A 20,066-nucleotide genomic window follows, 5' to 3' on the forward strand; every position below is an offset into this window, starting at 1 on the left:
AAATATAAAAGTTTTAAACTATTGACCCCTGCCGTCAAATCCGTATACATAAACTTGGGAGATTTTAATTACGCAGCTTGACGATAATAATCAAACCACACCTGTCTTGGCGATTGATAGCCCAAACCCTTTTGAATCCTCGTCTGATTGTAGTACAGCTCGATGTATCTAATGATATCGTTGATAGCTGTAAATCTAGTCTTATAATCCTGGTGATATACCAGCTCATTCTTTAATGTGCCCCAGAAGCTTTCTATCGGAGCGTTATCGAAACAGTTGCCTTTGCCGCTCATTGAGCCTATAAATTGATGCTGCTTAATGGTCTTGTGGTAGGCGTGACTGCAATACTGATCCCTGCTGTCAATTCCGTACAGTTAAACTTGGGAGATTTTAGTTACGCAGCCTGACGATAATAATCAAACCACACCTGTCTTGGCGATTTATAGCCCAAACCCTTTTGAATCCTTGTTTGGTTGTAGTACAGCTCGATGTATCTAATGATATCGTTGATAGCTGTAAATCTAGTCTTATAATCCTGGTGATATACCAGCTCATTCTTTAAGACGCCCCAGAAGCTTTCTATTGGAGCATTGTCGAAGCAATTACCTTTAGCGCTCATTGAACCTGTAAACTGATGCTGCTTAACGATCTTGTGGTAGGCATGGCTGCAATACTGGCTGCCTCTGTCAGAGTGAACGATTAGCCCTTTGCTGGGTCGTTTATTTTTAATTGCCATATTGAGTGCACGGCATACTAAGTCAGCAGTCATGCGTTTGTTGATCGCATAACCAACAAGCTCTTTGGTGTATAAATCTTTAACGCCTGCCAAGTACAGCCAGCCCTCAGCAGTCCAGATATAAGTAATATCGCTTACCCATACTTCATTAGGACGGTTTGCATCAAACTTCTGATCCAGCACGTTTGGATAAACCAGCTTGTTATGATCGGAGTCAGTGGTGACTTTAAAGCGCTTGTGAAGACGGCATTTAATGCCGTATTCTTCTTTGATGCTCCTAACCATATATTGGCTGATATCGTACCCTTGCGCTCTTAGGTGGGCATGCAGTCGATCTACGCCATAGCACTGCTTGGTCTGAGTATGAGCGACTTTAACCAGTAGTTCACACTGATTGCGATGTATCTGTTGGTCGCTGAGATTACGACCCAGCCAGTCGTAGTAACTTGAATGCTTAACACTTAGCACGCGGCACATAGTGGTGATGCGAAAAAGGTGCTGGTTATCTTTGATGAAGGCGTACCTGACTAGCTGTGCCTTGCAAAGTACGCCGTCGCCTTTTTTAGAATTTCGCGCTCCTCTTCAGCTACTTTAAGCTGCCGCTTGAGCTGCTTTATTTCTTGAAGAGCACTCATAAGATCAGGATCATATTGCTCTGTGCCAATAAGCTTGCCTTGATTGGCTTTGTTCTGCCAGTTCGATAACGTTTGCATCGCTATGCCAAGTTGCTTGGCTGTGGCTGAAACATTACCGTTATTGTCTGCTATCTTCTTAACGGCTTCTGCTTTAAATTCGTCACTGTAGGTTCTTACTTTCTTGGTCATGGTAAACTCCAGTTAATACGCTTAGTTTACCAAGTTTAGTTGTACGGTTTCTTCAGCATAGCTCANGTTATTGTCTGCTATCTTCTTAACGGCTTCTGCTTTAAATTCGTCACTGTAGGTTCTTACTTTCTTGGTCATGGTAAACTCCAGTTAATACGCTTAGTTTACCAAGTTTAGTTGTACGGTTTCTTCAGCATAGCTCAATCCTCTCCATCTGAAAAAGCGTCAGGCTCGTTTTGAGGCAACCTTATAATCTTTGAGTTACAAATATCTATAACTTCATCTAAAGTTAAATCCTCGCTCTTTACAAGCGCCCTTATCTGACCTATCTGCTCTATTCTATGCCTTACTACAGCAGTGGTTATATTATTAGCATCTCTTTGAGCCTCTAATATTATTTCATCAGATTCAATAGTGTTGTAGATTGGTTGAAACTTTAATGTTTGAGGTTCAACACCTTCACCGTATGTGGCAGAATTAGGCTTATCTATCCTATACTCTATTTCAGATCCCTGTGGCATAGACATACCTAAAATTTCGGTACAAAGTATGGTCTGATCATCAATCTTCAAACCTGATATCTTAAGTTGAATTTCTTGCTTATGATAAGGCTGAGCCATTAGAGAAAGGTACTGCCTATCATTTCTAAGCATTCTTGAATTGAGATTCCAAACTACTTTTTTAGTATAACCATTTGTTTTCAAATAGAATAAAAATACAGCGTCGGCAATTACACATCGATCAGGTATGGTAATCAGATCACCGTAGTTATCATTTATATTCAACCTTTCTTCGGCTTCTTCTTTGTGATAACTAATTAGAACTTTATTGATTTCTTTCGATACCCCATAGTGTGCAACAAAAAATAAAACCGATGGGATAACTATTTTAGTATTACCAGTCTGTACAACGAGGTTTGTATTAGAGTCTGTTTTAATGTCATCAACTGGATAGTTATCAGGCTCAAGAATATAATTGCCTTTATTCGCTGAAATACCAAAATGGTTAGTATATGTAAGGTTTGGGCGTTCTTGTTGCTTATCGTTATATGCATCTAACGTGGTATATAATGTTTCAAAATCGTACTTCTCCTCACAGATACCATCAACCCAAATAGACCCTATAGGTAACTTTAATATTGATTTGATTGATACTCCGACTACAACTTGTTTTTTGGTAGTAGAATTTAGAAAGTACACTTGAACCGTTTTACGTCTACGATAATAGTATATTTTCCCATACCACAGTACGACATACTCAGTCTTTGGATTATAATAACTCCCTAGACATACCTCAAAATATTTTCGGATATTTACCATACCCATATACTTAACCTTTTTACCATTACTCTTGAATAACGTATCAAACATAGCTCACTCCCAATCTATTTGTGTTGGGTCGCGAGTTAGCTATTTTAGTGAGAGTTATTTTAAGAAAATAGAGAGTATCAAAGATGGGTTTATGACATCTATTCTTGGAATATGACATCAATTGTTGGAACTGACAGCCACCGCCCACCAGCGCCACTGCCGATATGGTGTGATGCACTTGACGAAAGGGCCGTGTACCATAATCATAATCACTGTCTGCCACCGAGTAAATGCTGGCTACCTCCAGCGCCTCCTCATCACTCAAATCTGGCAAGATGGTCGGCAATCTCGATGCCATCAGGGTCTTGCCAGAGCCAGGCGGCCCTGTAAACAGTAACGAATGACCGCCTGCTGCCGCAATCTCTAATGCCCGTCTGGCATGATGCTGGCCTTTGACATCAGCCAAATCTACCTGATAGCCGACATGCCGCTGCACGGTGCTGGGCGTGACAATGGGTAAACGCTGAGAGGTCGCGTTTGGGTCAGTCAGTGACTGTAAGTGCTCACACACAGCCTGCAAGCTCTCGGCGGCCAACACATCTACACCCTCGACGCGGCTGGCCTCAGCACCATTATCCATGGGCACGATCAACTGCGGCAGTGTTTGCGCGCTTGCTTCTTTCTGATCTTCTTTTTGCGCGCAGCTTTTTGAGTCAGCTGTCGTTGTCATCTGCCCTAACCGCGCCGTTACCCCTTCTGATTTTATCGCCCGTGCTACTGCCAAACTGCCGCTGACTTGGCGCAGCTCGCCATTTAGCGCCAGCTCGCCGATAAACTCAAACGTGGACAAGCTCTCAGGCTCGATCTGACCACTCGCCGCTAAGATACCAATCGCAATCGGTAAATCCAGCCGCGCGCCATCTTTTGGCAGGTCCGCTGGCGCTAAGTTGATGGTTAGACGACGATTGGGAAACTGAAAGCCTGAGTTTAAGATGGCGGAGCGTACGCGATCCTTACTCTCACGGACGGCCGCCTCTGGCAAACCCACAATGGTGAGTGCAGGCAAGCCTTGCGATAAATGCACCTCAATGATGACCTTGGGGGCATGCAGCCCGACGACTGAGCGGGTATAGACTTGGGCAAACGACATCAGTACTTCCTAATATAGGGAATCAATCGATAATAAAACATTAATTATCAGTGCGCAAATGTCGTGTCTCACTCGCTTTGTTTTCAATGTTAATATCATTTAATACCGATGCGTTAAATAAGGCAGCACCAGCATCACGCTTCTATATTATTATATGATGAATAGATACGTCTTAATCTCAACCCTAGTCTTAAACGCATGCGCAATAAAAGGATGTTATTGCCTCATAAAGCTGATTGAGTCGAGCTTTATGTACCACGCTTTTTTTAACCAACCAAGGATGGATAAGTTATGAGCATCAATGTGCTTAATCATCGGCGTGTGCCGACCCTTACGCTACTGACAGTGGCCGTCTCCTTAGCTCTATTCGGTTGTTCGGATAGTGACAACAGTTTTAATAACGCTGATACCGCCCAGCCCACGACCCCCTACGAGGTGGACATCCAGCGCACCGAGTTTGGCATTCCGCATATCACCGCAAAAGGACGTTATCGAGCGGTGGCAGTATCGACGCGACCCAAGCCTGCACAGTGCTGAGCAATTGGGACCGCCGTAATAACTTAGACAGTAGGGGCGCTCATGTCTTTAGAGAGTTTTGGCGCAATGTCGACTTTACCGAAACCACTGATGATGCCTTTGATGTGCCGTTTGATGAGTCTGACCCTATCAACACAACGCGCGATCTTAAAATCACAGCGGGCACCCGTGCCGCCTTGGCAGATGCGATTGCCTACTTTCAAAACAATGGCGTGGCGCTCGATGCCACATTGGGCGAGCTACAATACACCCTTGATGCCAGCAAAAACAACGAGCGTATTCCGATGCATGGCGGCCAAGGACGTGAAGGCGTCTTTAACGTAGCGCGCGGCCCAGCACCAAACGCCGATGCCAGCGAGTATGCCTTTATCAATAACGGCCCGACATATATGCAAGCGGTGACGTTTGATGACAAAGGTCCTGTGGTCAACGCCTTACTGGCGTATTCGCAATCCGCGGATAGCACACGCCCTTATCACCGTGACCAGACGCGGCGTTACTCTGCAAAAGATTGGATTCGCCTGCCGTTTAGTGCCGGTGAGATTGCAACTCACGCGGTGGGCGATACGCTGCAATTAACCGAGTAAAACCAACTGCTATTTAACCTTATCAAAAGACCTCAGACCACACCGCTGAGGTCTTTTTTTCTGCTGAGCAAGCGCCGTTTCAAAAGCGTAGCAATTCTAAGCCTTTACACCCCCGCTATCACTTCTCCACATCCCAATCCTTACCCAACTGCTATAAGTCGTCTCCCCACTACTGGTAGGGATTTGTTATACTAGCGGTAGCAAGTCAGTCATCTCTATACAACCAAAAGCGACACCCAAAACCGCAGCCTGTATGGTCAACCCGAGGAATGCCGTATGACAGAATACTCACAACCAGATATTCAGCAGCCCTACAACCGCGCTGACGAGCAGCCGACGACCACGCGCCCTGTCATGCAGCCTGACAACCCATATGCCAGTACGCGCGGCAGTATCACCAGCAAGCAGCTGCCAGCGTTTGATGAAGCGATGATCCAAAAATACAATCGCTCAGGGCCACGTTATACCTCTTATCCAACAGCGCTGGAGTTTACCCCGATACCAGTAGATTTAGAGACCAAAATTCTAAAAAATCGTGAAGCGCGGGCGCCACTGTCTTTATACTTTCACATTCCGTTTTGTCGCCACCTTTGCTATTACTGCGCTTGTAATAAAATCATCACTAAGAAAAATAGCGACTCAGGCGACTACTTAGAGTATCTCATCGCTGAGATTAAACTCAAGCGGCGCTTATTGACCACTGAAGGTGGCAAGAACCCAGTCGTCAAGCAGCTGCATTTAGGCGGGGGTACGCCAACTTTTTTGCGTGACGAGGAGATGGTACAGCTGTGGGAGTTTTTACAAACCCAGTTTGAGTTTTTGAGTGATGACGAAGGCGACTACTCTATCGAGATTGATCCGCGTGAGCTGAGCGGCAACACCCTCCAGGTTCTACGCGATCTGGGCTTTAACCGCATCAGCTTAGGAGTACAAGACTTAGATGAGAGCGTCCAAATCGCCGTCAACCGAGTGCATTCAGCGGAATTAATCGAAAACGTACTTACTGAAGCACGCGAATTGGGCTTTCATTCTATCAATATCGATCTGATCTACGGTCTGCCGCATCAAACGCCTGAGACATTGGAGCAAACCGTACGCCGCATCATCGAGATGGCACCCGACCGGCTGTCGGTGTTTAACTACGCGCATCTGCCGGAGCGCTTTAAAGCCCAGCGCCAAATCAAAGAAGCGGATTTACCTAGCCCTGCAGCCAAACTGACCATGCTGGGCAACACCATTAACACGCTCACCGAGGCAGGCTATCAATACATCGGCATCGACCACTTTGCCAAGCCCGATGACGAGCTGGCTGTGGCACAGCGCGAGGGTAAGTTGCATCGCAATTTTCAGGGTTATACCATCATGGGCGACTGTGATTTGCTCGGCTTTGGGGTCTCATCGATCAGTCAAATCGCCAATGCCAATAGCCGCTATATCTTGCAAAACGATACCGACCTGCAAGCTTATCAAGCCACCATCGATGCCGCGCAGCACAATCTGGCCATTATGCCTGCGGTCAAAGTGATCAAAACCTCTATCAAAGATCGCTTGCGCGAGTATGTGATCATGAATCTGCTGTGTCACGACTACATCGACTTTAAAGACGTCAATCAAAAATTTGGTATCGATGCCATCACCTATTTTATTGATGAGATTGCGCAGTTAGGCGCGATGCAAGAGGACAGACTTATCGATATGGATGCCGCTGGTATTCGTGTGCTGCCAAAAGGTCGTCTACTCGGTCGCAACGTCGCCATGGTGTTTGATGAATATTTGGACAAAAAGCACAAAAACCGCTTTTCTAAAGTGATTTAACGTACTTTAAAAAATACTTTATGCACAAAAAAGACCTCGTTTTTGAGGTCTTTTGTTATGTCAATATGAGCGCTCAACCGTAGCGTTGTTACACCTTAAACTTATCGCCGACCATGCCCTTAACCGTGCTCAAGATGTCGGCAGGCAGTACCACCATTTTTGAGTTATCAGACTCTGCAAGCTGACGTATCGACTTGATGTACTGCTCGCCTAGCAGATAAACAATCGGCATCTCTTCATCGCCCATCGCAGCGGTAATCAGACGAATGGACTCCTCAGAGCCTTTGGCCAGCACCACTTGCGCTTCAGCATCACGACGAGAGGCTTCTAGGCGACCATCTGCTTCTAAGATAGCGGCTTGTTTTTGTCCATCGGCACGCGTCACTGTCGCACGGCGCAGACGCTCTGCTGCGGCCTGCTCTTCCATTGACGCTTGCATCGTATCTGAGGGGTTGATATCTTGAATCTCGACTGTTTTGAGTGTGATACCCCAATCAGCGATGTCTTCTGAGATGGCATGCTTGAGCTTGGTTTTAATCTCCTCACGACTAGATAGTGCGTTATCCAAATCCATCTCACCGATGATCGAGCGCAGGGAAGTCTGTACCAGATTACGGATACCATACTCATAATCTTCGATACCATAGACCGCCTTATCGGGGCGGACGATATTGATATAAGCCACCGCGTTGGCGATGATTACCACGTTATCACGGGTGATAACTTCTTGCGATGGAATATCAAGTACGATGTCTTTGGTGGTGACTTTATACGCGACGTCATCGACATAAGGAATAATAAGGTTGAGACCAGGCTCTAGCGTCTGGCTATATTTACCCAGTCGCTGCACCACCCACTTATAACCTTGCGGTACGATGCGCACCCCTTTAAACACGGTAAAGACTACCAGTGCAATTAACACCACCATCACAATGCTAAAGCTTTCCATAACTCATCCCTATAATTGATAATTGTATTTGACTGGCAGTCAAAATTGCCTATTTTTTTGGCTCAGCGTAGGCGACTGCATACTTCTGACGATCAGCTCATTGCCCACGATATCTGTCACCACCACCCGCTCACCAACTGCAATCTCCTCTCCTGTGGTGCGGCACATCCACTCTGCCGCGCCAACGATAGGGACACTAAAGCGCACGATACCTGCGCGCTCGGGCTGCGGTGATAGCACAATCATCCCTGTCTCACCCACGATGACACCACCGCCCAATCCAGCTTTGGTACGGTCCACTGATAAAGGCTTGATAAACTTAAACCATGCCACTAAAAACACCGCCGACAGCACCAACCAAATGACAACTTGCACAAAAAGAGAAATCGGCAAGAGCCAAGCCAGTGCTGCAACAATAATGGCAGCGGCACCAAACCACAGGCTGGCGAATGTCGGTACAAACATCTCAACAATCAGCAACAAAAAGCCCAGTACCAACCAATGCCAAGGCTCAATCATCAAAAACATCTCCATCATTGCCACCCACCCTGTTTGAATCATCCTAGCTTGCTATCCTAGCTTTCAATGTAGCATATTTTGAGCGTTTATAACCTCTTAAAAATCGTCAATATATACCACTCATAACACAACGCCCATATCTTAGATGAAATCAAAAAGCGCCGAATAACCTTTGCCACATAAAAAAACGACCGCCAAAGCGATCGTTTTCTGTTTGATATATAAATATAAGGTGTGGTCAATCAATGCCTTAGAACTTCAGCTGAGCACCAACAGTCATTAGATCAGCATCACTTCCCAACTTGTCGTATTCAGCTTCAACGCTAAAGTTTGGATTCACTGAATAACCAAGACCAACACCGCCTGCTAGGCTCGTATCACTGTCCGAATACGTCTCGGTTCTGATTTCAGTATTGCCAATATTGCGCGTATAGTCCCCTTCTATCTCAGTTTTTGCCACACCTAGTTTACCTTTGGCGTATAACCCTGTATTTGGGAACTGATAGCGGTAAGTACCATAAGCGCCATAAGACTTAGCATCAATATCGCCACCGCGATAATCTGCATCATCTGAGCCGACATACTCAGCTTCGATACCAAAGTTAGGGTCAAAATTATAACCCCCATAGATACCATAAGCCGTTGGATCATCAGCATCATTGACGTCTAGATCAAATTGACCGATCTTAGCACCAACGTATGGTTGACCAGTGTAGCCGTTACCATAAGTGACAGCGGCGTTTGCACCTACAGTAAGTAAAGAACCAGTTGCTAGTGCAAGTATAGTTTTTTGTAGAGTTTTCATTATTAGCTCCTTCAAGTAAATTTGGACAAACAAGTTATTTAGTTGTATTGACCATTTGGCCGTATCGCCTTGTTTGCTAACGATGAATATATAGTAACAAACTATTTCAAACACTCTGTCAGTGTTTGATGGTGTGAGAGTTAAGATTTGCAAGTATTTATCAGCGGGTGGGTTACAAAGGCAAAGATATGAAATCTTTTGTTACAACCTCCGTTTTTGTGCAATAATTCCTACTTATTTCACCGAAAGCGATGGCAGCGCGTGTATTTGAGCACTAGGTTTTACCGAGCGTATCCTCATGTTTCACCCAGTTAGACGATTATCGCTTGATAGAATACATGCCCTAGCCGCAAGGGACAAAGAGACCGAAAAAGGCCAAAAAATCGCTTTGTTTTATCAAAATAACAGGAAAAATAGATGATGACCCTCAAGGACGAGCTGGAGCAAGCACTACAGACGTTAAAGAAAAATGAGCAGTATCGGCAGATACCTACGCTGGCACATGATGGGCGCTATGTTGTTTATCAAGGCAAACGCTTACTAAACATCGCCAGTAATGACTATCTGGGCTTGGGCAGCGACAGTAGCCTACAAAGAGCGTTTTTTGAGCAGATGGATCAATTGGCTGACACGCATTATCCTAAGATGAGTGCCACCTCCTCACGGCTACTCACAGGAGACGACACGCAGTTACAAGCCTTAGAGCTTGAGATGCAAGCATGGTATCAAACGGCAGTGTGTCAAGAAGATGCCTCTAATAGTCCTAGCAGCCCTAGCAATCTGAGTAGGCCAAAATCTGTGTTGGTATTTAACAGCGGCTACCATGCCAATATCGGTATTTTGCCCGCGCTGACCGCCTTACCCATCAAAACGCTGGTATTAGCAGATAAGCTGGTGCACGCCAGTATCATCGATGGGCTGCGCCTTAGCCAAAACAAAACCGTTGGCTATCGCCGTTATCGTCATAATGACTACGCTCATCTGGCTCTGCTTATCGAGCAAGCTGATGACGATATCAGGCGCATCATTATCGTGACCGAAAGCGTGTTTAGTATGGATGGTGATCGCGCAGACTTACAACAACTGGTACAAATAAAAGCTCAAGATGCGCGTATTGAGCTGTATGTCGACGAAGCTCATGCCATCGGGGTCCTAGGGGAGACAGGGCTTGGACTGGCAGAGGAAACGCAGACACTCGGGCAGATTGATTATTTGGTTGGTACCTTTGGCAAGGCATTTGCCTCCGTTGGCGCTTATATCATGTGTGATGAAACTATCAAGCGCTGGCTGGTCAATCGCATGCGTTCACTGATCTTTAGTACCGCATTGCCGCCCATCAACCATGCTTGGACACGTTTTGTGTTGGCCAAAATGCCAAGCTTGACACCGGCACGGACGCATTTGGCGCTACTGTCTACCGAGCTGAGCGAGGCCATTGCCCTCAAATACTCTACCAGCGCAGCCAGCACCGCCTATACCTCGCCGATCGTCCCTTATATATTGGGCGATAATGCGCGCACACTGGCCAAAGCCCAGCAGCTACAGGCCGCTGGGTTTTATGCACTGCCTATTAGGCCGCCTACGGTGCCTGCCAACAGCGCGCGCATTCGTCTCGTAATGAATGCCAAACTGACCTATGATGACTGTGAGCGGTTAATTCAGCAACTGTAGTTGTCTTAAATATAGGTTGAATCGCTACTGGTAATAACGTACAGATGCCTTACGATCAGTCACAGACGATGATATGGTTTAGGAAAAATGGCTCGCCGAGAGGATGTAATAGCATAGATGACACACTCAGCCGCACTCAAGCTAGATCACAGAAAGCAAACCATCGCGCGCCATTTTGCCAATGCCAGTCATTATGATGAGCACGCCACTATCCAGCAAAAGATCTGTCACGACTTGCTGGCGACCATCTCAAAAAAGAACACAAGATAGCGTCTTAGAGATTGGCGCAGGTACAGGTCAGATGACCCGCCTATTAGCCGAGCACATTCAAAGCCAGCACTGGTTGATCAATGAGCTATGCGCCGAGCAAACAGCTACCCTGCAAAGCATTTTGCCAAATGCTCAGATCGCCATCGGCGACGCTGAAACTATCGACTTCAAAGGAGAACATAGTTTGATTGTCAGCGCCAATGCTGTGCAATGGTTTGATAATCCTCTCAGCTTTGTTGCCCACTCTGCCTCTCGCCTCCAAGCAGGTGGCCAGCTGGCCTTTAGCACCTTTACGCCTAATAATTTTTTGCAAATCAAAGCCCTGACTGGTCAAGGGCTTCACTATCCTGACATGCAGCAATGGCGCTTGGCATTGCATCACGCTGGGTTTGACAATATTGCGCTATCGACACGGCGCTTTGATGTGACATTTTTTAGTCCTTATGCGGTACTCAAACATATGAAACTCACTGGTGTATCGACCAATCAAACGCAAAACAAAGCCAGCCCGCGCGTGGCTTTCATTTGGAACAAATCGAGCTTACAGCAATTTGAGCGGCGCTACTGGCAGCATTTTTCGGTGATAGATGAGGCGGGAGACGCTGGTGTTATACTCACTTATGAAGCACTGATTATTAGCGCCCAGCTTACTTGAACCAAATATCGGTCGTTGATCAAATGAGTAACTGCCATAAAAAAACGCACCTCGAAAGGTGCGTTTTTATGTCACATTAATCAACAGTCAGCTTATCAGCCGTTTTATTTTTTGTCGTCTACTTCTGTAAATTCAGCATCGACAACATCATCATCGGCTTGGTTGTTACTTGCTGCATCCGCGCCTTGCTGGAACTGGCTTGGATCCATACCTTCTGCGCCTGCACCGCTATCAGCATAGATTTTTTGGCTGATAGGCAAGAAAGCATTGTCTAGCGCTTCAAGTTTGGCTTTGATGTCGTCATGATCATCTTCTTTAGTCGCTGTTTCTAACTCAGAGATTGCCGCTTCTACTGATGATTTTTCTTCTTCAGTGACTTTATCACCCGCTTCTTTTAGCGCTTTTTGTACCGCATGGATACGACCATCCGCTTCGTTACGAACTTGCGCCAGATTTGCAAACTTCTCATCTTCAGCTGCGTTGGCTTCAGCGTCTCGTACCATTTGCTCAACTTCTTCATCCGACAAGCCAGAGTCTGCTTTGATCTGGATGCTTTGCGCTTTACCAGTACCTTTGTCAGTCGCTGAGATGTTCATGATACCATCAGCGTTGATATCGAAAGTCACTTCGATTTGTGGCAGACCACGCGGCGCTGGTGGAATATCTGTTAAGTCAAAGCGGCCAAGCAGTTTGTTTTGGTTAGCGATTTTACGCTCGCCTTGGTAAACCTGAATGGTTACCGCAGGCTGGTTGTCTTCTGCTGTTGAGAACACTTGTGATTTCTTGGTAGGAATCATGGTGTTTTTCTCGATGATTGGGGTCATTACGCCGCCCATCGTCTCAATACCAAGCGTCAATGGTGTCACATCAAGCAATAAAACGTCAGTTTTGTCACCAGACAATACCGCACCTTGAATCGCGGCACCCGCTGCTACTGCTTCGTCAGGGTTTACGTCTTTACGTGGCTCTTGACCGAAGAACTCTTGTACTTTTTGTTGTACAAGTGGCATACGAGTCTGACCACCGACCAAGATCACGTCGTTGATGTCGCCGACTTTTAGGCCAGCATCTTCAAGGGCAATCTTACAAGGACCCATGGTACGCTGTACCAGATCTTCGGTTAAGCTCTCAAGCTTAGAGCGGCTGATAGTGATGACCAAGTGCTTAGGACCACTGCTGTCAGCAGTGATGTATGGTAAGTTCACTTCAGTGCTTTGAGCGCTTGATAGCTCGATTTTTGCTTTTTCCGCTGCTTCTTTTAGACGCTGCATCGCAAGTGAGTCACCTTTTAGGTTGACGTCTTGCTCTTTTTTGAATTCATCGACCAAGTAATCAATCAATGCTGAGTCAAAGTCTTCACCGCCAAGGAATGTGTCACCATTGGTCGCTAGTACTTCAAACTGTTGCTCACCGTCTACATCTGCAATCTCAATGATTGAGATATCAAAAGTACCACCGCCCAAGTCATATACAGCAACCGTGCTATCGCCTTGCTTTTTGTCCATACCATAAGCAAGTGCCGCAGCAGTTGGTTCGTTGATGATACGTTTTACATCAAGACCGGCGATTTTACCGGCATCTTTGGTGGCTTGACGCTGTGAGTCGTTGAAGTAAGCAGGTACGGTTACGACCGCTTCTGTTACTTTTTCGCCCAAATAGTCTTCTGCTGTTTTTTTCATTTTTTTCAAGATTTCAGCAGAAACCTGTGGTGGCGCTAGTTTTTTACCGTTTACTTCTACCCAAGCATCACCGTTATCCGCTTTGGCGATTTTGTATGGCACCATGCCGATGTCTTTTTGTACCACTTTGTCATCAAAACGGCGACCGATCAGACGCTTGATCGCAAACAAAGTGTTTTTTGGGTTGGTGACCGCTTGACGCTTAGCCGATTGACCAACGAGGATTTCGTCGTCTTTATAAGCGACGATAGAAGGTGTGGTACGGGTACCTTCAGCGTTTTCGATGACTTTGACTTTGTCACCTTCCATCACTGCCACACATGAGTTGGTTGTACCCAAGTCAATACCAATTACTTTACCCATAATCAAATGCTCCTAATGTATATTTTAAATATAACTACTTATATCTTCAGACCATAGTCGGTCACTTATTGCTATATATCGGTTTGCCTGTCGGTTTTTTCAAGGCAATCATCAAGCAAAAATTGTCTTTTGTGTGATTTTTTGTCAAAACCCTTTATATAAGTAAGGTTTAGATGCTTAAAATCAAGTAAAAAGTCCTACTGACCCACGCGTACCATCGCTGGACGTAGTAGGCGACCATTTAGGCTATAGCCTTTTTGTAGCACTGTACCGACCACATCAGCGTCGGCATCGGCATCGATACCCACCGCTTCGTGAACATCGGCATTGAACTTTTCACCTTGTGGGTCAATCACTTCGATACCGTTTTTGTTGAGGACAGACAGCAGGGCTTTGTGCGTCAGTTGCACGCCTTCGGTAACCGGATCGCTGGCGTCGGCGTTTTCAATCGCACGCTCTAGATTATCAACGACTTCCAATAGCTCTTTGGCAAATTTTTGTAGGGCAAATTTTTTGCTTTTATCGGCTTCTTGCTCCATGCGTTTTTGCGCATTGTAAGCTTCGGCATTGGCACGGGCGGTGGTCTCACGGGCCTGCTTGACCTCGCCTTCGAGCTCAGCAATACGTGCTTTGAAAGTGTCGATATCGATTTCGTTGTCGATGGTGACTTTTTCAGCTGAATTGTTTTTTGGATCAAACTCTTGCATGGTTTCTTCTAAAACACTGTCATTATGCTCGACGTTGTCGTGCGCCACATTGTGCTCAGGGGATTTGTGGTTATTGTTTTGCTCGCTCATGATAGCTCCTTAGAATTTTAATAATGACGATTGATGTATGGCACAACAAACCTGCTGGCAGCAAGTCATGCTGTGCTCTTATTAGTCTGCGCTTTTATTAGATAATCAACAGATATCACTGATTTTTTGCGAATATGCTTTGATAGCTGATTGATAAAGGTGATGAGGACAAATTTCAAGCCTTGCGCTGAGGATTTTTTCCCATTTACAACAATTGCTGTACCAACGAGCGTGGGACTAGAGATATGGCGCTGACAACGGCATAAACAGTGAGGCCAAACATTGAAACAAAACGTTGGAACAAACAGGCAAATCTAGCCAATCTATTTTGCAAGAGGTACCCTCCTACTGGTATTGATTTACCTTTATAGCTCACACCCACTACCAAACCTTCGGTTTATTCCAAAATTTTTACGGTTTTCATTCAATCCATTACCAAAATATACTCAATTTTGTTTTCTTTTGCTTTACTATGGCCAAAAACATCTGTTATTTCAAACACTAACCATCATGTATCCGAGGTGTTATGTCTCACTCAACCATATCGCTCAACACCTTATTAAATAGAGCGTTGATCAATCTAAAGCGCTCAAACGAGCTAGCGCCTGAGATAGAAGCTGTACCAAAAGATAGCGCTAAGCGTCAATGCTTTGCGTTAAAAAGCACGTGTTTGGGTTATCAGCAAGTCGTTAATCATCAAGCGCATACCTTGCATTATGCGATGAAAGGGCTGGGCTATTTGCCATTGCCGCTGTTAGAAAGTTTGGTCAGCTACCTTGGCGGCCCGACTTCTAAGCAATACTTGCATGCCGATGCCCATCTACGGCTGATTTTGGCGATAAATAGTAAGCTAAAAACCCCGCTTGAGCTGACGCCGATGCCTAAGCTGCGCGAGAGGTTCGCTGCCGATGCCGTGGCCATGCAGTCTCCAAAGGTATGGCAACAGACGGGCGATACGCTGATGAATAATATAAAGCGCTTTCGCAAAAAAGGTGAGGTCAGCGTTCGTTGGACTGATAAGGTGATTGCAAATGCTGATGATGGCGATATGACCATTCGCTGCTATCAGCCAGACGCTAGCACTTATAGAAAGACAATCAAAAAAGGCAGCGTGCACAATCCTGATGAGACTGTGTTGCTGTTTTTTCATGGTGGTGGGTTTTGTATCGGCGGTATCGATACGCATCACGAGTTTTGTCATGCGCTGAGCCAGCAGACTGGCTGGCCTGTCGTCAGTGTCGACTATCGATTGGCACCTGAGTACCCCGCCCCAGCCGCGCTAAAAGACTGTATCAGCGCTTATGCTTGGCTGGCCGAGCATTGTCATATGTTTGGCGCGCTGCCATCACGTATCGTCTTGGCAGGCGACAGCGCAGGTGGCGGCTTATCGACCCTTATTGCTCAGCAGCTCACCGCCCCTGCCAAACAAGCTTGGGCAGACCTAGGCGAAGCGGGGCAAGATATGTTTGCGCTGTTAGAGCGTCTGCCTCAGCCACTTGCGCAAATGCCGCTTTACCCTGTTACCGATATCGAGACAGACTATCCAAGCTGGGAGCTATACGGCGAAGGCTTGTTGTTAGATCATGACGATGTGGCGGTGTTTGACGCGGCATGTCTAAAAAACAGCCCCTTACCGCGACAACACATTCTCAACTCGCCTATGCTGGGGGACAACAGCCACGTCTGCCCCACTTATATCGTCACCTCAGAGCTGGATGTCTTACGTGATGAAGCTTTTGCGTATGCAGAGCAACTAAAGACACATGGCATATCGGTGAGAAACTATACGGTACTTGGTGCGCCGCATGGTTTTATTCACTTTATGAGCATTCATCAGAGGCTAGGATTAGAAACCCGCAAAATCATCCACGGTTTTGCCAGTTTTGTCCGTGAGGTCATTCGTGAGCAGGGGCAGTTAGCGGCCTAATGACTGACTGCTTTGGCGCGCTGACTATGACGACGGCTCAGCAACGGCACCACTGGGCGTCAGGGTAATTATCCAAATCTCAGAGCGCGTCCCCAGTCGAAACGGTACCGGCCCAAAGCCATATCCCGATGTCACCAAAAACTGCGTCTCCCCTACCACCTTAGCGCCATAATGTAGGGGCGCAAGCCCGCGCATCAATAACGTCAATGGAAATATCTAACCGCCATGCGTGTGCCCTGCTACATGCAAATCTATCGGTAAAGAACTGATTTCGTCCATCATAGCTGGCCTTTAGACGCTCTTTCATCAATGCTTCACGCTTTTTACATAAAACCTCATATAGTGGAATCCAAATAAACCAGATGCATGGCGCTCGGGTCGCTCAAAGTAGCGTGGCTATTCATTTAAACGCGGAACTGGTATAAATCAGTTATATGGTTCCACGTGAAACACCTCTAAGTTAAAACCTCTCACGATAAGGCTTGCGAACGTACTGTTTTGTTAGTGTGATACTTGAGTCTTTGCTTTTTTTGATAGCCATAATTAGGCACCAGTTTTATCATATCAATGCGGATGGTGAACGGGTTGTATTTGTTTCACGTGAAACAACTCCGTAGACCGTTCTTTTATTTAGCGCTATTTCGCCTCTAAGGCTTGCATGAGCGTAGGATATCGAAACTCATAACCCGCCGCTAATAACGCCTGTGGCAATACTTTTTGACCATCAATTAGTAGTGTCGACATCTCACCAAATATCAGCTTTAGTAAAAATTCTGGTAAAGTAAAGAGTGTTGGACGATGTAGCCATGTACCTACGGTTTTGGTAAAAGTATGATTGGTCACAGGATTGGGCGCAGTTAAGTTGTAGACCATGGCTGGCGTATCATTTGTGACTTTTAGTGAATTATCATTTGTGGTTTGACTGTTGTCATAATCAGCAAGGTGCTGCTCAATGATAAATATCACAGCGCCGACCCAGTCTGCCCGACTAATCCAGCTCATGATTTGCTTGCCATCGCCCAATTGTCCACCAACGCCCATTTTAAATGGGGTCAAAAGCTTGGCAAGCATCCCGCCATCAGGATGAATAACCACACCAGTGCGCACGATTGCCACAGGCACACCATGTTTAGTGGCTTTAAGCGCTAACTGCTCCCAATCATCACATAATTTATGAGCAAAATCTGTCTCAAAACCACTACTTTCTGTCAATGGTTTATCGCCTTGTGTGCCGTACCACCCTATCGCTGAACCACTAATCAATAATTTGGGCTTGCTGCGGCTGCGAGCGATAAATGCCAACAATGCCTCAGTAGGCCGGATACGGCTCGCCATCAGCTGCTCTTTGCGACTATCGCTCCAGCGCGAGTCGGCAATACCTGCCCCCGCTAGGTTTATTATCACATCAAAGCTTTTATCAGTCTTTGTAAGCTCATCATAAGTCATCATAGCGATATCGTCAGGGTGCGCCTGGTTACTATCACGCGTCAGCCAAGTGACTTGTAGTGCCTTTTTTCGCTCACGATACCGCGCCATGATTTCGTCGCTAAATGCTCGACCCAAAAAACCTGAACCACCACTGATTAAGATATGCATGTCTGACTCCTTATTCATGTCGCCAACTATCTGTATCGTCAACTCTTTGCTTAAGATAAACGCTGTCTCACCATCATCGTCTTCTTTCACCGTCATATCAAAACGACTTTCACAGGTGTTTGGTAACGTCTTTTGGTCTAGGACATCTCTTCAATTCAATCAATAGCCACCTAAATGAGTTAAAAATGAAGACACGCTCTAATGACCAGCACCTATAAAATAACTGTCCTTCTTTCATCCATTTAGAGACCTACTCGTCTCTAAGCAAAACGCTTACGGATAGGGCACTCACTGTCATCACTATTTTGATACTTGTCTTTTATGGCATTCCAGCGATGCTTCATGCGCTTTATAACGGTAGTACGGCTGGTTAGTACAGGCGCATTGGTCAAGTGAGGTGCGGCTGCGTCCAAACGCTTGGCAAGCGTTGGCAAATGGTTGGATGGTATCGCAGAAAACAAATGATGCTCTACATGATAAAGTAAATTAAATGTCAGCAGATTTACCAGAGGGTTGCGCTCAGTGCGAGCTATCGTCTCGTCACAGTCATGATGCACGCCCCACACAGCGATGATACCGACACTGGCATTGGCCAACATCATCACCACAAGATGATATAGCACCACCTGCCCAAACACCGTAGACGCAGCAAACACGCTCATCATCAGGGCACCCATGATCACCAATGCTATCAATCCAAACTCTAGCCAAGCCAACATCCTATGACGGCGACTGCTCAAGCGCAGCCCTTAACGGTAGATAGCCAACCGATACGTGATACCGCCGAGCAGTGCTTGCTGCCATGATGCCTTTGCCAAACGACCCTCAACGTCGTGATCGCCTAATGGGTCTCGATGATGCGCCATGTGAGTGGCTCGGATACTATGTAAGCTGGTCATCAATAGCACACTAAGCAGCAACAAAATAGCAGTGGTCAGACGCCGACCTGCACCTAAACTATGGTGATAACCATCATGCGCTTGACGAAAAGCGGTGGCAAAAAACAGATAAGACGCACCGCACGCAAGGAAAATTTATACCAGTTCCACGTTGATATATAATGTATCTGTTGTGTTTAGAATCGACTATAAGACGATATATAGTCAGATTAATACAAAACCCAGTCCAACCTACTTATGCCGTGTGTCTGATTTTCTGTAAAGCATGAGTGGGCGCTAACGAATAATCAGACCTGTGCGCGCGTCACGGATTTGGCTCGGCAGCGTATATCCCAAGGTATCAGCCTGTAAGTAGCCAATTTGGTCAGAAAAATACGCATAAGCTTCAGAGAAAGTCATGGCAGGCGGCTGGCCTGAAGGGTTACAGCTGGTGGATACCAGCAGGCCAAAAGGGTTTTGCTCACTGACCAACTGCTGGCACAGCTGCTGGATAAGCGGATGAGAGATGACCCGTACTGCCACGGTTTGATGCTGGCCGGTTATCCAATGAGGGATACTGGTGCTTAGTGTTTGCGGGATAGGCAATAGCCATGTATGCGCTTGTTGATACTGCGGCTGGGTGTTGTCGCTGTCCGTCTGCCAGCTTGCCAAAATAGGCTGACGCTGAGCCTGTGTTAAAGGTGCAAGCAACGGCGCTAAACGCTCGGCATTATCGGTAATGACAATCATGCCTTTGGCGATTGGTCGCTGTTTGATGGTCAAGATACGCTGTACGGCGGCTTGATTATAAGGGTCACAGCCGATACCCCAGACACTTTCGGTTGGATAAGCAAGTAGCTGGCCATTTTTTAGCCAAGTAGCAGCTTGGCTGACAGAATCGGCCAAAACGGAGGAGGATGGTTTCATGATGGAGGTACAAAAAATAAAAAGGTAGAAACTTATCATACTACAGCAAAAAGCCAATCTAAGACAGCCAC

Annotated in this window: 19 protein-coding genes and 2 pseudogenes; 7 read left to right on the forward strand and 14 right to left on the reverse strand. The window is 46.2% G+C overall.

Features of this window, described 5'->3' with window-relative positions; genetic code table 11:
• Positions 1 to 68: 68 nt before the first annotated feature.
• The 4 genes and pseudogenes from C6W44_RS04770 to C6W44_RS04785 all read right to left on the reverse strand — a co-directional run.
• Positions 69 to 362, reverse strand: a pseudogene (locus C6W44_RS04770) (IS3 family transposase); the annotation flags it as partial.
• 32 nt (positions 363 to 394) lie between these two features.
• Positions 395 to 1,560, reverse strand: a protein-coding gene (locus C6W44_RS04775) for an IS3 family transposase (RefSeq protein ID WP_105244434.1) whose coding sequence is annotated in 2 segments (ribosomal slippage) — positions 395 to 1,302 and positions 1,302 to 1,560 — 1,167 coding nt in all. Because the reading frame shifts where the segments join, the coding sequence is not laid out codon by codon here.
• Positions 1,561 to 1,760: 200 nt separating this feature from the next.
• The gene (locus C6W44_RS04780; RefSeq protein WP_105244435.1) at positions 1,761 to 2,930 is read right to left on the reverse strand and encodes a hypothetical protein; all 1,170 of its coding nucleotides are present in this window, start codon (positions 2,928 to 2,930) and stop codon (positions 1,761 to 1,763) included.
• A 136-nt stretch (positions 2,931 to 3,066) separates the two neighbouring features.
• Positions 3,067 to 4,020 (reverse strand): annotated as a pseudogene (locus C6W44_RS04785) (YifB family Mg chelatase-like AAA ATPase); the annotation flags it as partial.
• Positions 4,021 to 4,311: 291 nt separating this feature from the next.
• Here C6W44_RS04785 and C6W44_RS04790 point away from each other — a divergent pair.
• From C6W44_RS04790 to hemN, 3 genes are all read left to right on the forward strand, one after another.
• Positions 4,312 to 4,557, forward strand: a complete 246-nt coding sequence (locus tag C6W44_RS04790; protein ID WP_105244437.1) for a hypothetical protein — start codon at positions 4,312 to 4,314, stop codon at positions 4,555 to 4,557.
• Positions 4,551 to 5,144: a penicillin acylase family protein gene (locus C6W44_RS04795; RefSeq protein WP_264755607.1), complete on the forward strand. Its 594-nt coding sequence runs from the start codon at positions 4,551 to 4,553 to the stop codon at positions 5,142 to 5,144. The genes C6W44_RS04790 and C6W44_RS04795 overlap by 7 nt, the downstream gene beginning before the upstream one ends.
• A gap of 354 nt (positions 5,145 to 5,498) precedes the next feature.
• A complete protein-coding gene (gene hemN / locus C6W44_RS04800; RefSeq protein ID WP_413772335.1) occupies positions 5,499 to 6,959 on the forward strand; it encodes an oxygen-independent coproporphyrinogen III oxidase in 1,461 nt (486 codons plus the stop codon).
• 88 nt (positions 6,960 to 7,047) lie between these two features.
• On the opposite strand, the gene C6W44_RS04805 is transcribed toward hemN, so the two are convergent.
• From C6W44_RS04805 to C6W44_RS04815, 3 genes are all read right to left on the reverse strand, one after another.
• Complete coding sequence (locus tag C6W44_RS04805; protein ID WP_075101278.1) at positions 7,048 to 7,908, reverse strand: SPFH domain-containing protein; 861 nt, start codon at positions 7,906 to 7,908, stop codon at positions 7,048 to 7,050.
• Between the two features lie 39 nt (positions 7,909 to 7,947).
• On the reverse strand, positions 7,948 to 8,445 hold the full coding sequence (locus tag C6W44_RS04810) for an NfeD family protein (RefSeq protein ID WP_105246459.1): 498 nt from the start codon (positions 8,443 to 8,445) through the stop codon (positions 7,948 to 7,950).
• Positions 8,446 to 8,677: 232 nt separating this feature from the next.
• A complete protein-coding gene (locus C6W44_RS04815; RefSeq protein ID WP_105244440.1) occupies positions 8,678 to 9,232 on the reverse strand; it encodes a porin family protein in 555 nt (184 codons plus the stop codon).
• A 420-nt stretch (positions 9,233 to 9,652) separates the two neighbouring features.
• Between C6W44_RS04815 and C6W44_RS04820 the strand changes: the two genes are divergently transcribed.
• The 3 genes from C6W44_RS04820 (at position 9,653) to C6W44_RS04825 (ending at position 11,828) form a co-directional block, all read left to right on the forward strand.
• The gene (locus C6W44_RS04820) at positions 9,653 to 10,903 is read left to right on the forward strand and encodes an 8-amino-7-oxononanoate synthase (RefSeq protein WP_105246462.1); all 1,251 of its coding nucleotides are present in this window, start codon (positions 9,653 to 9,655) and stop codon (positions 10,901 to 10,903) included.
• Between the two features lie 117 nt (positions 10,904 to 11,020).
• Positions 11,021 to 11,173 carry a hypothetical protein gene (locus C6W44_RS13545; RefSeq protein ID WP_227526492.1) on the forward strand — a complete coding sequence of 51 codons (153 nt, stop codon included), beginning with the start codon at positions 11,021 to 11,023 and terminating at the stop codon, positions 11,171 to 11,173.
• Between the two features lie 31 nt (positions 11,174 to 11,204).
• Positions 11,205 to 11,828, forward strand: coding sequence for a biotin synthase (locus C6W44_RS04825; RefSeq protein WP_264755608.1), 624 nt, complete (start codon positions 11,205 to 11,207; stop codon positions 11,826 to 11,828).
• Between the two features lie 104 nt (positions 11,829 to 11,932).
• Here C6W44_RS04825 and dnaK read toward each other — a convergent pair whose 3' ends face one another.
• Positions 11,933 to 13,870 (reverse strand): molecular chaperone DnaK, encoded by a 1,938-nt coding sequence (dnaK, locus tag C6W44_RS04830; protein WP_105244441.1) that lies wholly within the window; start codon positions 13,868 to 13,870, stop codon positions 11,933 to 11,935.
• 197 nt (positions 13,871 to 14,067) lie between these two features.
• On the reverse strand, positions 14,068 to 14,667 hold the full coding sequence (gene grpE, locus C6W44_RS04835) for a nucleotide exchange factor GrpE (protein ID WP_105244442.1): 600 nt from the start codon (positions 14,665 to 14,667) through the stop codon (positions 14,068 to 14,070).
• Between the two features lie 526 nt (positions 14,668 to 15,193).
• Here grpE and C6W44_RS04840 point away from each other — a divergent pair.
• Entirely contained in the window at positions 15,194 to 16,594 is a 1,401-nt protein-coding gene (locus tag C6W44_RS04840; protein WP_105244443.1) for an alpha/beta hydrolase, read from the forward strand.
• Between the two features lie 24 nt (positions 16,595 to 16,618).
• Here the strand turns inward: C6W44_RS04840 and C6W44_RS04845 are convergent, their stop codons facing one another.
• From C6W44_RS04845 to C6W44_RS04860, 5 genes are all read right to left on the reverse strand, one after another.
• Positions 16,619 to 16,801, reverse strand: a complete 183-nt coding sequence (locus C6W44_RS04845) for a hypothetical protein (protein WP_193833346.1) — start codon at positions 16,799 to 16,801, stop codon at positions 16,619 to 16,621.
• Between the two features lie 429 nt (positions 16,802 to 17,230).
• The gene (locus C6W44_RS04850; RefSeq protein ID WP_264755609.1) at positions 17,231 to 18,286 is read right to left on the reverse strand and encodes a TIGR01777 family oxidoreductase; all 1,056 of its coding nucleotides are present in this window, start codon (positions 18,284 to 18,286) and stop codon (positions 17,231 to 17,233) included.
• A 164-nt stretch (positions 18,287 to 18,450) separates the two neighbouring features.
• On the reverse strand, positions 18,451 to 18,930 hold the full coding sequence (locus tag C6W44_RS13550; RefSeq protein ID WP_227526357.1) for a fatty acid desaturase: 480 nt from the start codon (positions 18,928 to 18,930) through the stop codon (positions 18,451 to 18,453).
• A 9-nt stretch (positions 18,931 to 18,939) separates the two neighbouring features.
• On the reverse strand, positions 18,940 to 19,089 hold the full coding sequence (locus C6W44_RS13555) for a hypothetical protein (RefSeq protein ID WP_227526358.1): 150 nt from the start codon (positions 19,087 to 19,089) through the stop codon (positions 18,940 to 18,942).
• A gap of 276 nt (positions 19,090 to 19,365) precedes the next feature.
• Positions 19,366 to 19,995 carry an L-threonylcarbamoyladenylate synthase gene (locus C6W44_RS04860; RefSeq protein WP_105244444.1) on the reverse strand — a complete coding sequence of 210 codons (630 nt, stop codon included), beginning with the start codon at positions 19,993 to 19,995 and terminating at the stop codon, positions 19,366 to 19,368.
• Positions 19,996 to 20,066: the final 71 nt, after the last annotated feature.

The sequence above is a fragment of the Psychrobacter sp. Marseille-P5312 genome (assembly GCF_900291405.1).
GTDB classification, from domain to species: Bacteria; Pseudomonadota; Gammaproteobacteria; order Pseudomonadales; family Moraxellaceae; genus Psychrobacter; species Psychrobacter celer.